Source organism: Rahnella sp. ChDrAdgB13, assembly GCF_017655185.1.
Taxonomy (GTDB): domain Bacteria; phylum Pseudomonadota; class Gammaproteobacteria; order Enterobacterales; family Enterobacteriaceae; genus Rahnella; species Rahnella contaminans.
The window spans coordinates 30,784-46,864 of record NZ_JAEMGT010000102.1 but is presented as its reverse complement, the minus strand read 5'-3'; the positions used below and the strand labels follow the sequence as shown (position 1 = coordinate 46,864).

12 protein-coding genes and 1 pseudogene are annotated in these 16,081 nt (G+C 53.9%); 7 read left to right on the top strand and 6 right to left on the bottom strand.

All coding sequences use genetic code 11. The features are described 5' to 3' along the window. Positions 1-2: 2 nt before the first annotated feature. A complete protein-coding gene (locus J8X26_RS22175; protein WP_101078088.1) occupies positions 3-674 on the bottom strand; it encodes a GntR family transcriptional regulator in 672 nt (223 codons plus the stop codon). Between the two features lie 292 nt (positions 675-966). Here J8X26_RS22175 and J8X26_RS22170 point away from each other — a divergent pair. The 4 genes and pseudogenes from J8X26_RS22170 to J8X26_RS22155 all read left to right on the top strand — a co-directional run bounded on the left by J8X26_RS22170 (position 967) and on the right by J8X26_RS22155 (position 5,687). Continuing rightward, a pseudogene (locus J8X26_RS22170) lies at positions 967-3,347 on the top strand (DMSO/selenate family reductase complex A subunit). Beyond that, the gene (locus tag J8X26_RS22165; protein WP_208951977.1) at positions 3,344-3,964 is read left to right on the top strand and encodes a DMSO/selenate family reductase complex B subunit; all 621 of its coding nucleotides are present in this window, start codon (positions 3,344-3,346) and stop codon (positions 3,962-3,964) included. Before J8X26_RS22170 ends, J8X26_RS22165 begins: the two are co-directional and overlap by 4 nt. A gap of 2 nt (positions 3,965-3,966) precedes the next feature. After that, positions 3,967-4,815, top strand: a complete 849-nt coding sequence (locus J8X26_RS22160) for a DmsC/YnfH family molybdoenzyme membrane anchor subunit (RefSeq protein WP_208951976.1) — start codon at positions 3,967-3,969, stop codon at positions 4,813-4,815. Next, a complete protein-coding gene (locus J8X26_RS22155) occupies positions 4,815-5,687 on the top strand; it encodes a 4Fe-4S binding protein (protein WP_208951975.1) in 873 nt (290 codons plus the stop codon). The genes J8X26_RS22160 and J8X26_RS22155 overlap by 1 nt, the downstream gene beginning before the upstream one ends. 33 nt (positions 5,688-5,720) lie before the next feature. On the opposite strand, the gene J8X26_RS22150 is transcribed toward J8X26_RS22155, so the two are convergent. Beyond that, positions 5,721-7,193 (bottom strand): sugar porter family MFS transporter, encoded by a 1,473-nt coding sequence (locus J8X26_RS22150; protein WP_208951984.1) that lies wholly within the window; start codon positions 7,191-7,193, stop codon positions 5,721-5,723. Between the two features lie 345 nt (positions 7,194-7,538). On the opposite strand from J8X26_RS22150, the gene fabV reads away from it, so the two are divergent. Further along, the gene (gene fabV / locus J8X26_RS22145; RefSeq protein ID WP_152326696.1) at positions 7,539-8,735 is read left to right on the top strand and encodes an enoyl-ACP reductase FabV; all 1,197 of its coding nucleotides are present in this window, start codon (positions 7,539-7,541) and stop codon (positions 8,733-8,735) included. A 361-nt stretch (positions 8,736-9,096) separates the two neighbouring features. On the opposite strand, the gene J8X26_RS22140 is transcribed toward fabV, so the two are convergent. The 3 genes from J8X26_RS22140 to J8X26_RS22130 all read right to left on the bottom strand — a co-directional run bounded on the left by J8X26_RS22140 (position 9,097) and on the right by J8X26_RS22130 (position 10,461). Next, positions 9,097-9,399, bottom strand: a complete 303-nt coding sequence (locus J8X26_RS22140) for a TM2 domain-containing protein (protein WP_152326695.1) — start codon at positions 9,397-9,399, stop codon at positions 9,097-9,099. Positions 9,400-9,596: 197 nt separating this feature from the next. Continuing rightward, positions 9,597-9,902 carry a DUF1471 domain-containing protein gene (locus J8X26_RS22135; protein WP_101078070.1) on the bottom strand — a complete coding sequence of 102 codons (306 nt, stop codon included), beginning with the start codon at positions 9,900-9,902 and terminating at the stop codon, positions 9,597-9,599. A gap of 298 nt (positions 9,903-10,200) precedes the next feature. Continuing rightward, complete coding sequence (locus tag J8X26_RS22130; protein ID WP_152326694.1) at positions 10,201-10,461, bottom strand: helix-turn-helix transcriptional regulator; 261 nt, start codon at positions 10,459-10,461, stop codon at positions 10,201-10,203. A 741-nt stretch (positions 10,462-11,202) separates the two neighbouring features. Here J8X26_RS22130 and J8X26_RS22120 point away from each other — a divergent pair. Continuing rightward, positions 11,203-11,700, top strand: a complete 498-nt coding sequence (locus tag J8X26_RS22120; RefSeq protein ID WP_152326693.1) for a ferritin-like domain-containing protein — start codon at positions 11,203-11,205, stop codon at positions 11,698-11,700. Positions 11,701-11,748: 48 nt separating this feature from the next. Then, a complete protein-coding gene (locus J8X26_RS22115) occupies positions 11,749-12,264 on the top strand; it encodes a ferritin-like domain-containing protein (protein WP_152326692.1) in 516 nt (171 codons plus the stop codon). A gap of 77 nt (positions 12,265-12,341) precedes the next feature. Here the strand turns inward: J8X26_RS22115 and J8X26_RS22110 are convergent, their stop codons facing one another. After that, entirely contained in the window at positions 12,342-16,064 is a 3,723-nt protein-coding gene (locus J8X26_RS22110) for an autotransporter domain-containing protein (protein WP_208951974.1), read from the bottom strand. Positions 16,065-16,081: the final 17 nt, after the last annotated feature.

Below are 16,081 nucleotides of genomic sequence, written 5' to 3'. Positions count from 1 at the left end.
AATCACCTTTCCCGGCTGGCGGCCAGGAATTCGACCATCTTCTGGCTGCCGTCGAGAATGTCTTCCTGAATGGCTTTTCTTGCCGTTGCGCTGTCGCCTTTGCGCAGTGCACGCAAAATTTCTTCATGATGTTCGATCGCCATCCGCTCGGAAAAATGTGCGTACGCCTGCGCAATCAGCGGGCCAGTGCGCATCCATAAACTGTCGATGAAATTACTCAGCAGCGGCATGCGCGCGCTTTCGGCCAGCATCAGATGAAATTCACTGTTGAGGCGCAGCGCCTCCGGCAAATCTTCACTGCTGATGGCTTTGCGGTTGTTTTCAATGTTCTGTGCGATGCGCTGTAACTCATATTCGGTGACTGTCTGCGCCGCTTTTTCCGCCCCGAGACCTTCGAGATCTAAACGCAACGTGCGGATTTCCTGATACTGCTGTTCATCCAGCTGCGGAACACGAATATCTTTCGGTGTGCGCATTTCCAGTGCCTGCTCTTTTGCCAGCTGCAAAATCGCATCACGCACCGGCGTCACGCTGGTGCCGACCTGTTCCGCAAGTTCGCGGATCCGCAGGCGGTCATTGGGTTTCAGGCGGCCGGTAATCAGGGCTTCGCGCAAGGTGGCGTAGACGCTGCTGCCCAGATAGGCGTGGTTAATTGAGCTGATGGGATAATTCAAAGTTCACCGTAGCAATAGAGTGCGCGCACCCGGATTAAGGAAGAATTCGTGGAAGCCGATTATACAACATGATGCATCAAATGTGATGGGCAGAAATACTCCGAAGTTTGATACCTATTCCGGGTGATGAGTAATGTGCGATACATCACGGTAATTAATACATAACCTTATGAAATTAAAAAATAATGGGCGTATACCCCGAAAGGAGAGGCCACCTGCGTGCGCGTTGATATCACACAAGGAAAAATTTGACTTAAGCATGAGATGATTTTTTCTTTTGCGAGCTAATGTTATGAAAAATAATGAAGATTGTAAGGATCCCTCAGGCGTCAACCGCCGGGATTTTGTCAAACTCAGCGGCATGGTGGCTGCACTTCCTCTGATCGGCTTTAAATTTGCACATGCAGGCGGGAAAATCTCCGTCGCCTCTCAGGAATTCCCCTCCTCACCGGAAAAAATCGTTCCTACCTGTAGTTCATTCGACTGTGGCGGCAAATGTGATATCCGCGCCCATGTTCAGGAAGGCGTCGTTACCCGCATTTCCACCCGTCCGGATGCCGATCTTGACCCGGAAATGCCCATCATGCGCGCCTGCGTGCGCGGACGCAGTTACCGGAAGTTTGTCTATCACCCTGACCGGCTGAAATACCCGATGAAGCGCGTCGGCAAGCGCGGCGAAGGCAAATTCGAGCGGATCAGCTGGGACGAAGCCACGACGCTGATTGCGGTTAATCTCAAACGCATCACGGAAAAATATGGCCCGGAATCGCGCTATGTTCACGTCGGCACGGCGGTCAGCGGCAGCCCGTTCTCCGGCGATACCATGGTGCGCCGGTTGCTGAACCAGACCGGCGGCTATCTCAATACTTATCACTCGGTGAGTATGGGCAATACGGCGGCGGCGACGCCTTACACCTATGGCGCGGCAGCCAGCGGCAATACGCTGGATACGCTGGCGGACACGCCGCTGGTGATTTTGTGGGGACATAACCCGAACGAGACCATATTCGGGCATACCAACCACTATTTTCAGAAAATGAAACAGAACGGCACCCGGTTTATCGTGGTGGATCCGCGCTATTCGGATACGGCGGCTTCTCTGGCGGATCAGTGGATCCCGCTGCTCCCCTCCACCGACAATGCGCTGATGGACGCGATGATGTACGTCATCATCACGGAGAACCTGCATGATAAAGCGTTTGTTGAGCGTTACACCCTGGGTTTTGACGAACGTTCGATGCCAGAAGGCGTTCCGGCCAATGAGTCGCTGGTGGCGTACCTGACCGGCGCGAAAGACGGCGTGAAAAAGACGCCGGAATGGGTGGAAAAATCACGCATGTGCCTGCGCAAACCATCCGCCAGCTGGCGCGTGATTACGCCACCACCAAACCGGCGGCGCTGATCCAGGGCTGGGGCCCGCAGCGTCACAACTGCGGCGAACGCACTGCGCGAGGTTCGACATTACTGGCGACGATCACCGGAAATGTCGGCGTGAAAGGCGGCTGGGCAGGCGGTTATGGCGGTGACAGCAGCCGTAAATTCACCGCCGGCGTGGAAATGCCGGACAATCCGGTATCGAAGAAAATCTCGGTGATGAACTGGGTGCAGGCGGCGGATGACGCCAGTAAAATCACGCCAGCGGACGGGCTGACCGGAGGCGACAAACTGGACAGCAATATCCGCATCCTGTTTTCGCTGGCGGGGAATTATCTGGCAAACCAGAACCCGGATATCCATCAGGCCGTCAAGGTTCTCGAAGATGATTCCAAAATTGAATTTATTGTGGCCAGCGACCTGTTCCTCACGCCCAGCGCGAAGTATGCCGATCTGCTACTGCCGGAAACCAGTTTTATGGAACGCTGGAATATCGGCGAGTCGTGGGGAACCGGTAACTACCTGATCCTTTCTGAAAAGCTGATAGAGCCGCAGTTTGAAAGCCGTACCGACTACGACTGGTTACGGGAAGTCGCGGGCAAACTAGGCGTTGAAAAAGAGTTCAGTCTCGGACGTACGGAAAAAGACTGGATCGTCAGCATCTGGGAGAAAACCCGTGAATCGATGCCGGAGGAGAAACTGCCGACCTTTGACGAGTTGCTGATCACCCGCCGTTATCTTTTTAAAGACAAACCGCATATCGCATTCGAAGCGAATATCCGCGATCCGCAAAACAATCCGTTCCCGACGCCTTCCGGCAAAATCGAGATTTTCTCAAAGCGTCTTTACGACATGCAGCACCCGGAAATCCCGGCGTTGTCGCATTACGTTCCGGCGCACGAAGGCCCGGAAGATGAACTTTCTGCCCGCTTCCCGTTGCAGCTGATCACCTGGAAAGGTAAAAACCGCGCGAACTCGACGCAGTACGCCAACCCGTGGCTGAAAGAAGTCTAGGAGCAAAAACTGTGGATCAACCCGGCTGATGCCATGCAGCGTGGCATTGCGCAGGGCGACAGCGTGCGCATTCACAACGATCGCGGCGTGACGCTGATCCCGGCGGAAGTGACGCAGCGCATCATGCCCGGTGTGGTGGCTTTACAGGCGGGCGCGTGGTGGCAGCCGGACGAAAACGGCGTTGACCGTGGCGGTTGCGCCAACGTGCTCAGTTCGGCGCGCATTACCGCGCTCGCAAAAGGGAATTCTCATCAAACCATGCTGGTGGAGGTTGTTAAAGCATGATCCAATTTATAGATTACGCGCCGGTCAGTGACCGCCAGCTGGGTTTCTTTATCGACTCTTCCCGTTGTTCTGGCTGCAAGGCCTGTCAGGTTGCCTGCAAGGATAAAAACAATCTGGAAGTGGGCCGCCGTTTCCGCCGTATTTACGAAGTGAAAGGCGGCGGATTCGTACCCACCGGGCAGGGTGGCGTTTACAACAACGTCTACGCCTACACGCTGTCGATTTCCTGCAACCACTGCAAAGACCCGATCTGCACCAAAAACTGCCCGACTACCGCCATGCACAAACGTCCTGGCGACGGCATTGTGCGCGTCAATACCGACAAATGTGTCGGCTGCGGCTACTGCGCGTGGTCGTGTCCGTACGGCGCACCGCAGTTAAATCAGGAAACCGGCCAGATGTCGAAATGCGATTTTTGCGTCGATCTGCAAGCCGCCGGAGAACAACCGGTTTGCGTCGCGACCTGTCCGCTGGGCGCGATCAAATTCGGGCCAATTGACGAGTTACGCGCGCAATACGGCGACCTGTGCGACGTTCAGGGTTTGCCGGAGTCCACGCTGACGCAGCCCAGTCTGGTCATCAAACCGCATCAGGGCGCTGAAAAGGGAGGTAAATAATCATGCACGAATGGCCACTTATTATTTTCACTCTGCTGATCCAGAGTTCCGTCGGCATCACGCTGTTCACCACGCTGATCCTGATTTCCGGCGCGGACAAACTGAGCGCCAGAGAAAAGCATCGTCTTGCGCTGCCCGCCATGCTGACGGCGTTTATTGCCGGTGCGCTAGGGCTTATCGCGTCCACCGCGCATCTCGGGTATCCGCTCAACGCGTTGCATGCACTGAGCCATTTCAGCAGTTCGTGGCTGAGCCGTGAAATCGTGTTTGCCAGTGCGTATCTGGCGGCGCTGGGATTGGCGACGCTGATTGCGCTTCTGACCAAACGGGTGATCGCGCTGTTAATGGTGATTGCCGTTGCGATGGGCGCGGTGGATATCTTCTGCATGAGCGCGATTTACGTTCACGCTTCCGTTGTCACGTGGATGCACTTCAACACCTACGTGATGTTTGGCGGCACCGCGCTGACCCTCGGCGCGGTCAGCGGAATGTGGACACTGGCGGCGCGTCCGATGCTGGCGTGGGGAACGGTGCGCAGGCTGGCGGTGATGTCGATTGGCGTGCTGATCGCGATCACCGTTTTGCGCCTGCTGGTTCAGCCGGTTTACGGCAACTATCTGGCGAGCCTGGGCGGCGCGGATCTCATCACGTTCCCGCATCAGCCCCTGGAAGCTTACGGGCAGATGGCGGTCACGCGTTTTGCGGCCTGGGCGTTACTGATTGCAGGTGTGTGCGTTACGGCATTGTCTCTGCACACGCAGCGGTTCAGCCGCCTGCGGTTGCTGGCGGGCGTGGTGCTAATCCTTATTGCCGAAGTGATGCTGCGCTTTAACTTTTTCAGTATTCAATAATGAAATTGTTTTCGCTCGATGCCCGTCCGCCCGAAGCCGGTGCCGGACGGGCCTGCGTTCGTAACCAGCTTCCCCTCAACCCTTGTCAGGCCTGCGTGGATGTCTGTGGCGCGGGCGTCATAAAGGTAAACAACGGAAAGATTGAAATAGAAACCGCAGGCTGTACAGCCTGCGGGGCCTGTCTTTTTGCCTGTCCGGCCGGTGCGATTGAAGGCATTACGCCGCCGGAACGTGCTTACCGCGACGGCTGTCTGACGATGCCGCTGAGCCTGAGCGCGCCGTCAGTTAACGAACTGCTGATGTGGCACGTGCAACACCAGATACGCGGCGTCGAGATGGAGACCGGTGCGCATTCCGGCTGGCTTATGGCGGTTGCCGCGCTGAATATCTGGCTGAAAAAAACCGGTGAACCGCTGTGGAATCTACAGCCGCCTTCTGAAGACACTCAGCAGGGATCGCGCCGTCACTGGCTGCGGATTAAAGACGATTCCCACCAGATCGGCTACGTTACACCGGGCGGCAGGGCAAGACGCGCCAGCTTCCCGCAGGTCACTGAATATCGCATCGTGCTGGATCGCGAAAAGTGCTCGTTGTGCGGCGCTTGTGCGCGGGTTTGTCCCGAATCAGCGATTCATATCAGCAACACGTCTTTTACGCTGAACGCGGAAAAATGCACGGGTTGCGGCAACTGCGAAACCCTGTGCTTCGAAAAAGCGATCGGCGTGGAGAAAGATATCGCGGCGGGTTTAGAAATTTTGGAAACAACGAGCGCGGTGTGTACGACATGCCGCCGCCCGTTTACGGCATGGTCAGCAGATGAAAAACGGTGCCCGGTATGCCGGAAGCACCGTTTTAATATGCGTGAGGTTTGAGTGAAAGGCGCGTCCCTGCACCGGTAAACCTGATTAAACGCCTGCCTGCTCTGGCGCCGGGTCATCCTGTAAATGCTTTTTGAAGTGTTTCTCGATCTGTTCCAGCGTTTTACCCTGGGTTTCCGGGGCGAAAATCACCGCGAATATCCCGCCCGCCACGCCGATGGCGGCGAACGTGAAGAAGGACCAGGTCAGCCCGATGCTTTCGAGCATGATCGGAAACATAAACGCGATGGAGAAGTTCGTCATCTGCATGGCAAATACCGAGACGCCGTTCGCCATACCGCGGATGCGCATCGGGAACATTTCCGACAGCAACAACCAGGTGACCGGCGACAGCGCGCCCTGCTGGAAGCACAGGAAAATCAGCATCCCGCCGAGCACCAGATAACTTCGCACCGCATCAGGATGGCCGTTGACCGTTTCCGGCATCAGCCAGGTCACCAGCCCGATGGCAAGCAGCGTACAGGTGCAACCAATTTGCCCGGTGAGCAAGAGCGGACGCCGTCCGAAACGGCTCAGCAGCATGATCCCCACGAACGTCATGATCACCGAAATTACGCCGTTCGCGATGGTCGCCATGAGCGACGCATTGGTGCTCAGCCCGGTGGCCTGCAACATCGTCGGCGCGTAGAACATAATCGTGTTCACGCCCGACAGTTGCTGAAGCATCGCGATCCCGATCCCCAGCGCGACCAGCCGCTTCATCCACACGGAAATGGTCTTCTGGCGGCGTGAGTGTTTCTCACTTTTAGAACTCATGGAACTGCGGATTTCGCTCAGTTCTTTCTCGACTTTGCCCGCTTTACGGGTGCGTTCCAGCACGTCACGCGCCTCGCGGTAGCGGCCATGCATGGCGTACCAGCGCGGTGTGTCAGGCAGAAATAACATGCCTACCCACAAAATCACCGCCGGAACGCATGCCACGCCGAGCATCCAGCGCCACGTCGTTTCGCCGCCCCAGACTTCGTTAATCGCCGCATTACTGGTGTATGCAATCAGCTGGCCGGAAACAATCATCAGTTCCTGCAAGGTTACAAACTGCCAGCGACGGTTAGACGGCACAATTTCGGCGATATAAATCGGCACAATCGCCGCTGCGCCGCCGACGGCCAGCCCGAGAATGAAGCGGAAGATAATCATCAGCACGACGTTCGGTGCCAGCGCACAACCCAGCGAGCCGAGCATGAATATCAGCGCCATTACGAGGATGATTTTCTTTCGGCCAAACCGGTCAGCGACACGTCCGGCGCAGATGGCTCCTATGGCGGAACCCAGTATCAGAAAGCTGGTGACCATCCCGGTGGTCACCGAGGTCAGGTGAAGGTCGTGCTTCATAAACAGCAGCGCGCCCGCGATCACCCCTGTGTCGTAGCCAAAAAGCAAACCACCGAGGGTGGCGATGAACGCTATTACTTTTACAAGCGGTTCGGTCGGCTGCGGCGTTTTCTTCGCCTCGCTTTCCTGTCCGTCTTTGAGTTTGTCAGTCACAAGTGCTCCCTGTATTTCATTATTGTCGTTATGGAGTGTGATGCAGATCACACAACTATTAAACGTAACGCATGTTGAGGATTTTGGTAGGAAAAAGGGAAAATGAGTGGTTTGTGGCACGCCGGATGCTGAAATTTCGGAAAATACTGAACAGCACGCAGGAGTGGGACGTGAACTGGATTACACTTGCTCACAGAGGATAGTCCGGTGGTTTTTTTATCCATTCGGGTAAAATTGAATCAGTTTTCACTTAAGAGAAGTCTGTTTACGATGGGATAAAGCAGCAGGTTTTGCCTGAAACGGCGCAAACCTATATTCTATCGGCCAATTTACTGAGACAGTTGCAACAATGAGGTCTATATGATTATCAAACCACGCATTCGTGGCTTTATCTGTGTTACTGCCCATCCGGAAGGTTGCAAGGCGAACGTTAAAGAACAAATCGATTACGTGACCGCACAGGGTAAAATCGACGGCGGCCCGAAAAAAGTCCTGGTGATCGGTGCCTCCACCGGTTACGGCCTCGCTGCCCGCATCTCCGCTGCTTTCGGTTCTGACGCTGCCACGCTGGGCATCTTCTTCGAACGTCCGGGCGATGAATCTAAAACCGCCACTGCGGGCTGGTACAACTCTGCCGCATTCGAAGAATTCGCTGAAGCAAAAGGCCTGTATGCTAAAAGCATCAACGGCGACGCGTTCTCTGATGAAGTAAAACAGAAAACCATCGAACTGATTAAACAGGATCTCGGTCAGGTTGATCTGGTGGTTTACAGCCTGGCAGCGCCACGCCGTACCCATCCGAAAACCGGTGAAGTGTTCAACTCCACCCTGAAGCCAATCGGTAAGCAAGTGACTATCCGTGGCATCAACACCGATAAAGAAACCATTAACGAAACCACGCTCGAACCTGCAACGCCGGAAGAAATCGCCGGGACTGTTGCGGTGATGGGTGGAGAAGACTGGCAGATGTGGATTGAAGACCTGAAAGCAGCCGGTGTGCTGGCGGATGGCGCGAAAACCACGGCCTTCACCTACCTGGGTGAAGAAGTGACGCAGGACATCTACTGGAACGGTTCTATCGGCGAAGCGAAAAAGGATCTGGACAAACGTGTTCTGGATATCCGCAGCTCACTGTCAGAACAGCACGGCGACGCACGCGTTTCCGTTCTGAAAGCCGTTGTCACTCAGGCGAGTTCTGCCATTCCTGTGATGCCGCTGTACCTATCCTTGCTGTTCAAAGTGATGAAAGAGAAGGGCACCCACGAAGGGTGTATCGAGCAGGTTTACGGCTTGTACAAAGAGAGCCTGTACGGCGCTTCTCCGCTGCTGGACAACGAAGGCCGTCTGCGCGCTGACCTGAAAGAGATCGCGCCAGAAGTGCAGGAAGAAGTCGGTAAACTGTGGGACGAAGTCACCAACGATAACATCGCTGAACTGACTGATTTCGCAGGTTACAAAAGCGAATTCATGCGCCTGTTCGGCTTCGGCCTGAACGGCGTTGATTACGCCGCCGACACCAATCCGGACGTGAAAATCAAACATCTGATCCAGATGTAATCTGATTTAACGCGCAACGATTGCTGAAAACCCGGTTCTGCCGAATGGCGGAGCTGGGTTTTTTTATAGCGAATAACTCAGTGCTTTATGGCTTATTTATTTCAGTGCGGTATTACCCGTCTGGAAATCAATTTGTTGTCCCGCCGCAAAAGCACTTCAGATTTCAGCGGCACCTGCTTGCCCATTGTATTTAAATTTTAATTTTCCGGTTAACACGTCTACCGAATGAAAGCTGAGCATAATCCGGGGGGCTTGTGTTAGACACAAAACAACGTCTCACGATGAATTTCATAAGCTGACTGGCGCAGAACATAAAAAAAGCCACTTAAACAGTGGCTTTTATCGTGACGGATGAGTCAGTTCAGCCGTATTTCTTGGCAAAATTCTCATCTGAATCGCATAAGTAAATAATGAACTCAATGAATGCGATTATTGACGGAATAAACGTCCAGCAGAAAATGAGGTATAAGAAACCTTGCCCGATTTTGCCTAAGTAAAACTTGTGGACGCCGAAACCCCCTAAAAAGAATGCTAATAAAGCTGCCGCAATTCTGCTTTTAGTCCCCTGCGTATTAATGCCTTGAGTGGCTCCGCAGTGAGGACATGCTTTGGCAGACTCGTGGATCTCCTTTCCGCATCCTCTACAAAAAACCATCGATCCCATTTCCTATCCCTTTCCTTATTTGTTGTTATTCGGGCTAATCTTACCCGTTCTTTACATTAAGAAAAAGAGAATGATGGGCGTTGATGGCGCAGAGTGTTCCCTTCAGTTGATGGCAAATAGCCATTCTGAGAATTAAAAAATGCCGCAAACCTTCCCGGTGTGCGGCATTTTCATTTCAACACTGCTGTTGTAATCCATTAGCCATAAGCCACTTTGTGGTTGATATGGTAGAAGGTCGCCGTTGCGGCCATAACGTGCTGATCTTCCTTGCCCGGTTTGTGCGATTCCACATTGGTGATGTGGTAGCCGACGGCACCGGCGTCTAACGCTTTTTTAACAAACGCGCTGTTGAGTTCTTCCATGGACGTAGCCCAGGAAACCGTGGTCACGCCGACGGCTTGCAGGGAGGCTATTTCACGATGCGATAATCCGGCGCGCACCAAAACAGGCTTAACAGCTTTTGGATAGAATATGGATAAAACATCATTTACTAAGCCTTTCATGGATTTACTCCTCACTAATACAGTCTCTATACCCGGATGATTCGGGTATTCAGAATGTGCCGTAATAATCAGAGGCGATTGCGCACTTGAGATATTTATCCGGCACAATGCCAATAAACACCTTTTCATGTTGCGACCTTTAGCTTTAATTGCTAATTCATTGTTAAGCAAACTTCCGCCACAATTAACGCAGTATTTAAAGAGGATATTTACAGTGGGTTACAGGTTCAGTGTTTTTGACATGAACAAATAAAAGGGCGCATTTAGCACCCTTAATCTTATTTCCTCAATCCTGTTTTTAAATCCGGTTCGCCGCGCGCGGTGGTCGCTGCATCAGCTCATGGGTGACAGGATGGTAATAGCGACCCGGCCAGATGACGGAAGGGGGAATACCCAGCGCCTGACCAATCAGCATTTCACCTTTGGGCCACGGTCTGGAAAGCGCATTTGAAAGCGTCGAGGAACTCAGACCGGCAGCGCGGGAAACGGCGGCAAGCGTGGTGCCTTTCTTGCGTAACGCGGCAATGATATCGGCCTGATGCCAGTCCTGATTAGTCATAACGGTTTGCTCCTGTGTTGGCTTGCGCAGGAACCGCGGTGCAGAAGGGCAGAAAAGTGGGGCTATGCGATAGTTTCATTGTCTTACTCTCTGGTTTGTTAATTTAACCACCGCCAGAGCTGCGAAACTCTTAATGGTGGTAGCTCAGACAAGGTTCGCAGTACCGGTACAAACCAGAAACCCGGCCAACCCGAGGGTTGCCCTGCCTGAGCCACCATTGAATGTGCAAACACGAAATCGGTGTTTGACAGGTACAAGGAAGCCCAACACATAATTATCACATATGTGTTACTGGTTTAGTATTCAGGCTGCGAAACCCGGCTGCGGATTTTGCCGCAGCGGGCGCACTATAGCGTAATACAAAGAAGTAAACCAACAGGCTTAATGCGAAATTGAGGTTTGCTTTCCAGAGAAATTTCAAGCGTTGCAGTGAGTTATATTCTGTACTTCCCATAGCAGAAAATGCGTTTGACGGTGAACAAACAAAACGAACGCACTTCCTGAATTCATGACGTCATAAATGGAAGTTTGCTTTTTAATATAAAAGCAATGTTATTTTTTTCTGTTGTCGGTAAATAATATTATCGTCATAGCAGGCAGGGAGTTAGCGTATTTAGGGATGAATAAAAAACGATTTTTATTTTATATTTCTGATGAGATAAGTCTCAAACAAAATTTACGGGGCTCAAAGGGGCTACGCTTAATGAGTTAATAAATTCGCCTCCGTAAAAAGGAACTACAATGTCTATTACAACCTTAAAAGAATTATTTATTCATGATTTATCTGATGTTTATAGTGCTGAACGTCAGATAACCAAGGCGCTGCCTAAAATGGCTCGTGCCGCCACTGACCCTAAACTGGTCGATGCTTTCAAAACACACCTTGAAGAAACGCAGGGACAGATCGAAAGATTAGATCAGGTCGTTGAGTCTTCTGATGAAATTCGCCTTAAACGTATGAAATGTCATGCGATGGAAGGGCTGGTAGAAGAAGCGCAGGAGCTGATTGATTCTGTTGAAAAAGGCGAAGTACTGGACGCCGGGCTTATCGGTGCTGCCCAAAAAGTTGAGCATTATGAAATTGCGACTTACGGAACCTTAGCCGCGTTGGCGAAAAAACTGGGATATTCTCAGGCTGCGAAATTACTTGAAGAAACATTGCAGGAAGAAAAAGACACCGATAAAAAATTAACGGTTATTGCGGGTTCACAACCCGTGACCAAAACTGCAAAGAGTTAATTGCGCACGAACTATTACGTAACGTCCCCTATAATGAAAGGAATAACAATGAGCAAATCTAAAGCGCAGGAAAATTATATTGACTGGGTGCGTGACGCGCATGCAATGGAAAAACAAGCAGAAACCATGCTGACTAAAATGGCGGACCGGCTTGAACATTACCCGCTTTTACAGCGCCGCATCCAGGAGCACATTGTGGAAACACAGGGCCAGCAGAAACTGGTTCAGGATGTGCTGGATCGCCTCGATACTTCCCATTCGGTGATTAAAGATGTTGCCGCGAAAGCCACGGCGATGGGACAGTCGTTGAGCGGAATGTTTGTCAGCGATGAAGTGGTGAAGGGCGGGATCAGCGGCTATGTGTTCGAGCATTTCGAGATTGCCTGTTACAGCGCCCTGATTGTTGCCGCCGAAGCCGTGGGTGACCTGCAAGGCGCACAGACGTTTAGGACGATCAAAGTTCAGGAAGAGCAAATGGCGAAATGGCTGGAAGAGAATCTTCCTGCAGTAACGCAGCGTTATCTCGCCCTGCTTGAAAACCCGGATGTCGATGCAAGTCGCTAGTTCCCGGCCTAAACCACGCACCAAATCCCGCATAAAAAAGGGCGCTTTCGCGCCCTGTAACTCTTTTCTTAAACGCCTCAGAATCCGATATTCACCCTTACCATGATCATCTGCGAACGGCTGCGCGCATCATCCAGCCCCAGCGTTCCCTGATACGCGATGCCCGGCGTAATGTTGTGTGGCAGCAGGAAATCCAGCCCCATGCCCAGCACGATATTTTCCTGACTGTCGCCGAAAACATCTGCGCTCCAGCTGTCATTGCCGCTGTCCGCATACCCGAGACGGGCGCGTCCCTGATCGCTGAAGGCGTGCGTGTATTCGACACGACTTTGCCAGCGCAACATCGACCAGGTCAGCGGCAACGCGTACTGCGTCCGGATCCCAACGGCGCCGGTGACGTCATTCAGCACTTGTGAGGCAAAGGCTAAATCATAGGCGTCGGCGTTCGATTCGGTGTAGCTGTTCAGACGGGTGCGCGATAATTGCAGACGTCCGTAAGGGGAAATAAGCAGGTCTGGCAGGCGGTAATCGTAACCTGTGGTGACTGCGCCAAATACCTGATAACCACCACGGTCGCCGCGTGCGTAGTGATCCATTTCTGTTACGTAGCGGCGGCTGTCATAGTCCAGACGGCTATAGCCGAGCAGGCCATCGATAAAGTAGTTGTCCGGATGATAACTGCCATAAAACGCTGAACTGACGGAGCGCCCGTTGCTGCGGGAGCCGCTGTCCCCAATGTCGCTGACGTCCCGGCCAAAACCCATCCCCATACCTGCGGTAAATGCAGGGGTGAACTGATAGTCTGCGCCGGTGCTGATCCCCACCAGCGTATGGCTGAAACTCACGCCGTCTTTGCCGGAATGACCAAAGTCGACAAAGCCACCGGTCCAGTAATTGATGCGTGAATTATTGCGGTTGAGCGGATGCTGTGCGGAGGTTTTATCTGTCAGCCGGGGCAATTCGGGGGTCTGACGGTTATTTTCCCAGGCAGAATTCCACAGCGTATCGTCAAGTCCGCGTTCTTTTTTAGACGACGGCATGTTGAAGCGGATACCGTTCATCCCGCTGTGAACACTGGCCGGATTGTGCAGGGTTTCCAGACGATCGCTGAAGTTACGGATCTGAGCGCGCGCAAAATTCTGCGCCGACTGAATCTGGGCACTGACCAGACCGAGAACATCTGGATCTTTTGACGGATCAGGGCGTCCTGCGATGGTGAATGTCACTGTCGCAGGCGCAGATTGTGAATCTTGCGTCAGCAGCACATAACGCAGAGCCACTGTGCCGGAAGCCTGACTTGCAGCATCAAAATCCAGATAAACGCTGTTTTCACTCTGTCCGAGCGTGGCGTTACCTAATGTTTTTGGGGGTAAATCAACCAGGCGCGCGCCGGTGAACGGGCCGCCTGTGGCGCTTTCGGTCAGGTTAACGCGCACTGATTTACCGGCCAGTACGGAAGCGGCATGGCTCGCACCCACCGGCTCCGCAGTGATGATATTGAGTGTATACGTGACCTGACCGGTTACGCCGCTGGCATCCGTTGCCGTCAGCGTGAAATTGCTGTTGCCTGCGGCGGCTGGCGTCCCGCTCAGGGTATCGCCAGCCAGCGCTAATCCGGCCGGTAAAACCCCAGAAATGCGGTACTGATAAGGCGCTGTGCCGCCGGAAACGCTGAACGTCTGACGGTAACTTGTGCCTGCACGACCCTCCGGCAACGCCCCGCTGGCGGGCGTAAATGCCAGCGTCGTGGCGGTAACGTTAAGTGTGACCGTCGCCTGTGCCGCGCCAAAATTGTTAGACGCGCTGTAGATGAAACTGTCGCTGCCGGAATATCCCGCGACAGGCGTATAGCGGATTTTCAGGCTTTGGATCCCCGCAGTGCCGTGTGCGGGTTGTTGCACAATGGCAAGCGACGTTACTGCGCCGCCGGATAACACCGGTTCAATCAGATTCTCACGGGTATTGGCGACCACGGTTGATGACACCGCGCTGACGACCGGTGCCTGACCGGCAACGATAAGCTGATAACTGACCGTGCCGGTGATCCCGGAGTTATCCGCAGCGCTGACCTGAATGGTATAGCGACCAGATACCGTCGGCGTTCCGGAAATTTCGCCGGTGCTGGCGCTGATTGTCAGGCCGGCGGGCAGGCCGGACGCGCTGTAGGTGTAAGGCGAAGTGCCGCTGCTGGCCGTGATGGTCTGTGACCACGGCGTGCCCGCCGTGGCAGAAGACAATGTGCTGCTGGCCGGTGTGAAGCTCAGCGTCACATTGGTCACATGGATGCTGACGGTGGCTGGCGCAGAGGTTCCCCAGTTATTGCTGGCGGTATAGGTGAAGGTATCCGTGCCTGAATATCCGGCAACGGGCGTATAACTCAGGGATGTGCCGGAAGCGACCGCCGTGCCATGAAGGGGGGCGGTGGCAACGGTGACCGACGCCGCCGCTCCGCCGGAAAGTGAGGGCACAATGGCATTATTGCTGCTGTTCCCGGTGACGGTCGTGCTGACCGCATTGGCAACCGGCGCCTGCCCGGAAACCGTTATTGTGTAGTTTTGCGTCCCCGACGCGGCGTTCGCCGTATCCTGCGCAATAATCGCAAAATGATAACTTCCCGCCGCTGCCGGTATTCCCGAAAGTTCGCCAGCCGGTGTGAACGTTAAACCCGGCGGTAATGTGCCTGATATCGAGAAACTGTAATTGCCCGAACCGCCGCTTGCCGTGAATGTCTGGGCGTAAGCGGTGCCGGAAATCGCTGCTGCGAGCGTCGCGGGGGAAAGGGTTATCGTGGGCGCAGAAATCGTCAGGCTGATGGTCGCCGGAGTGGACGTTCCCCACGAATTGCTGGCGGTATAACTGAAACTGTCCGCGCCAGAATAGTTGCTTGCAGGTGTGTAAGTGGCGGAGGTTCCCGTGATGACAACGGAGCCGTGTGCGGGCGGAGACGTTACCGCCACCGATGTGGCTGTTCCGCCGGAAAGGGGCAGGGTGATGGCGTTATTGCTGCTGTTAAATGCCACGCTGGCGCTGTTCGAACCTGCGACCGGTGGCAGCCCGCTGCGTTGCACCACTACGGTATAGGCGGAAGTGGTTGTCCCGTCTCCCGCCGTAACGACCACGCTTAATGTGTTATTACCTTCGCTTAACGCAACCGCACCGGATGCGCTGCCCGATGTGACGGAAACGCCGTTCACGGTGACGGTTGCCGTGTTATTGCTGGTGGTCGGCGTCAGAGAAATGCGGGTGACGCTGTTGGCCACAACCACGTTGTAAGACGAGGTGCCGGAGGAAAACGCCGGAGACAGTGAACCCTGAGAGGCCGAAAGCGCCGAAAGGCTGGCGTCTGTTGATACGCTGGCCGCAGAGGTACAGGAAACCGTGAGCGGGCTGAGGTAGCCGTGGCTGGTCGTCATGCGAAACCGGAGTCCGGCACTCACCAGTTGCGAGCCCGTGACGGTATAAGTATGTGTTCCCGCCGTACCGCCGGAGCCTGCTGTGGGGTAATAGGTTGTGAACGTGCTCATCCCGTAGTTCGTCAGGCCGAAACTGTCGGTATTCGTGTTGTCACTGTTCACGCCAGCACCGGAGTCGGTAAACGTCAGGGTCAACGTATCACCGGCGTCAAACTGGCTGGCCTGATAAGCCTGTGCAGCGAATGTCGCGGAGGAAAACGTTGCGTTATTCAGTGCGGTACAGCCTGCGGATTGTGCGAAGGCCGATGATACCGAAACTAAAGACAACAGAAGAAAAGTGCAGACAAAACGGGCACAGCCGCCTGTTGCGCGATGAAGGCGAGTCATGGTTATTCCCTGAGATA

What these genes read in the sequence shown, in the direction of transcription:
- J8X26_RS22165 (WP_208951977.1), top strand. Translation starts at nt 3,344, where the DNA reads ATGATCCAATTTATAGATTACGCGCCGGTCAGTGACCGCCAGCTGGGT.
- J8X26_RS22160 (WP_208951976.1), top strand. Translation starts at nt 3,967, where the DNA reads ATGCACGAATGGCCACTTATTATTTTCACTCTGCTGATCCAGAGTTCC.
- J8X26_RS22155 (WP_208951975.1), top strand. Translation starts at nt 4,815, where the DNA reads ATGAAATTGTTTTCGCTCGATGCCCGTCCGCCCGAAGCCGGTGCCGGA.
- fabV (WP_152326696.1), top strand. Translation starts at nt 7,539, where the DNA reads ATGATTATCAAACCACGCATTCGTGGCTTTATCTGTGTTACTGCCCAT.
- J8X26_RS22140 (WP_152326695.1), bottom strand. Translation starts at nt 9,399, where the DNA reads ATGGGATCGATGGTTTTTTGTAGAGGATGCGGAAAGGAGATCCACGAG.
- J8X26_RS22135 (WP_101078070.1), bottom strand. Translation starts at nt 9,902, where the DNA reads ATGAAAGGCTTAGTAAATGATGTTTTATCCATATTCTATCCAAAAGCT.
- J8X26_RS22130 (WP_152326694.1), bottom strand. Translation starts at nt 10,461, where the DNA reads ATGACTAATCAGGACTGGCATCAGGCCGATATCATTGCCGCGTTACGC.
- J8X26_RS22120 (WP_152326693.1), top strand. Translation starts at nt 11,203, where the DNA reads ATGTCTATTACAACCTTAAAAGAATTATTTATTCATGATTTATCTGAT.
- J8X26_RS22115 (WP_152326692.1), top strand. Translation starts at nt 11,749, where the DNA reads ATGAGCAAATCTAAAGCGCAGGAAAATTATATTGACTGGGTGCGTGAC.
- J8X26_RS22110 (WP_208951974.1), bottom strand. Translation starts at nt 16,064, where the DNA reads ATGACTCGCCTTCATCGCGCAACAGGCGGCTGTGCCCGTTTTGTCTGC.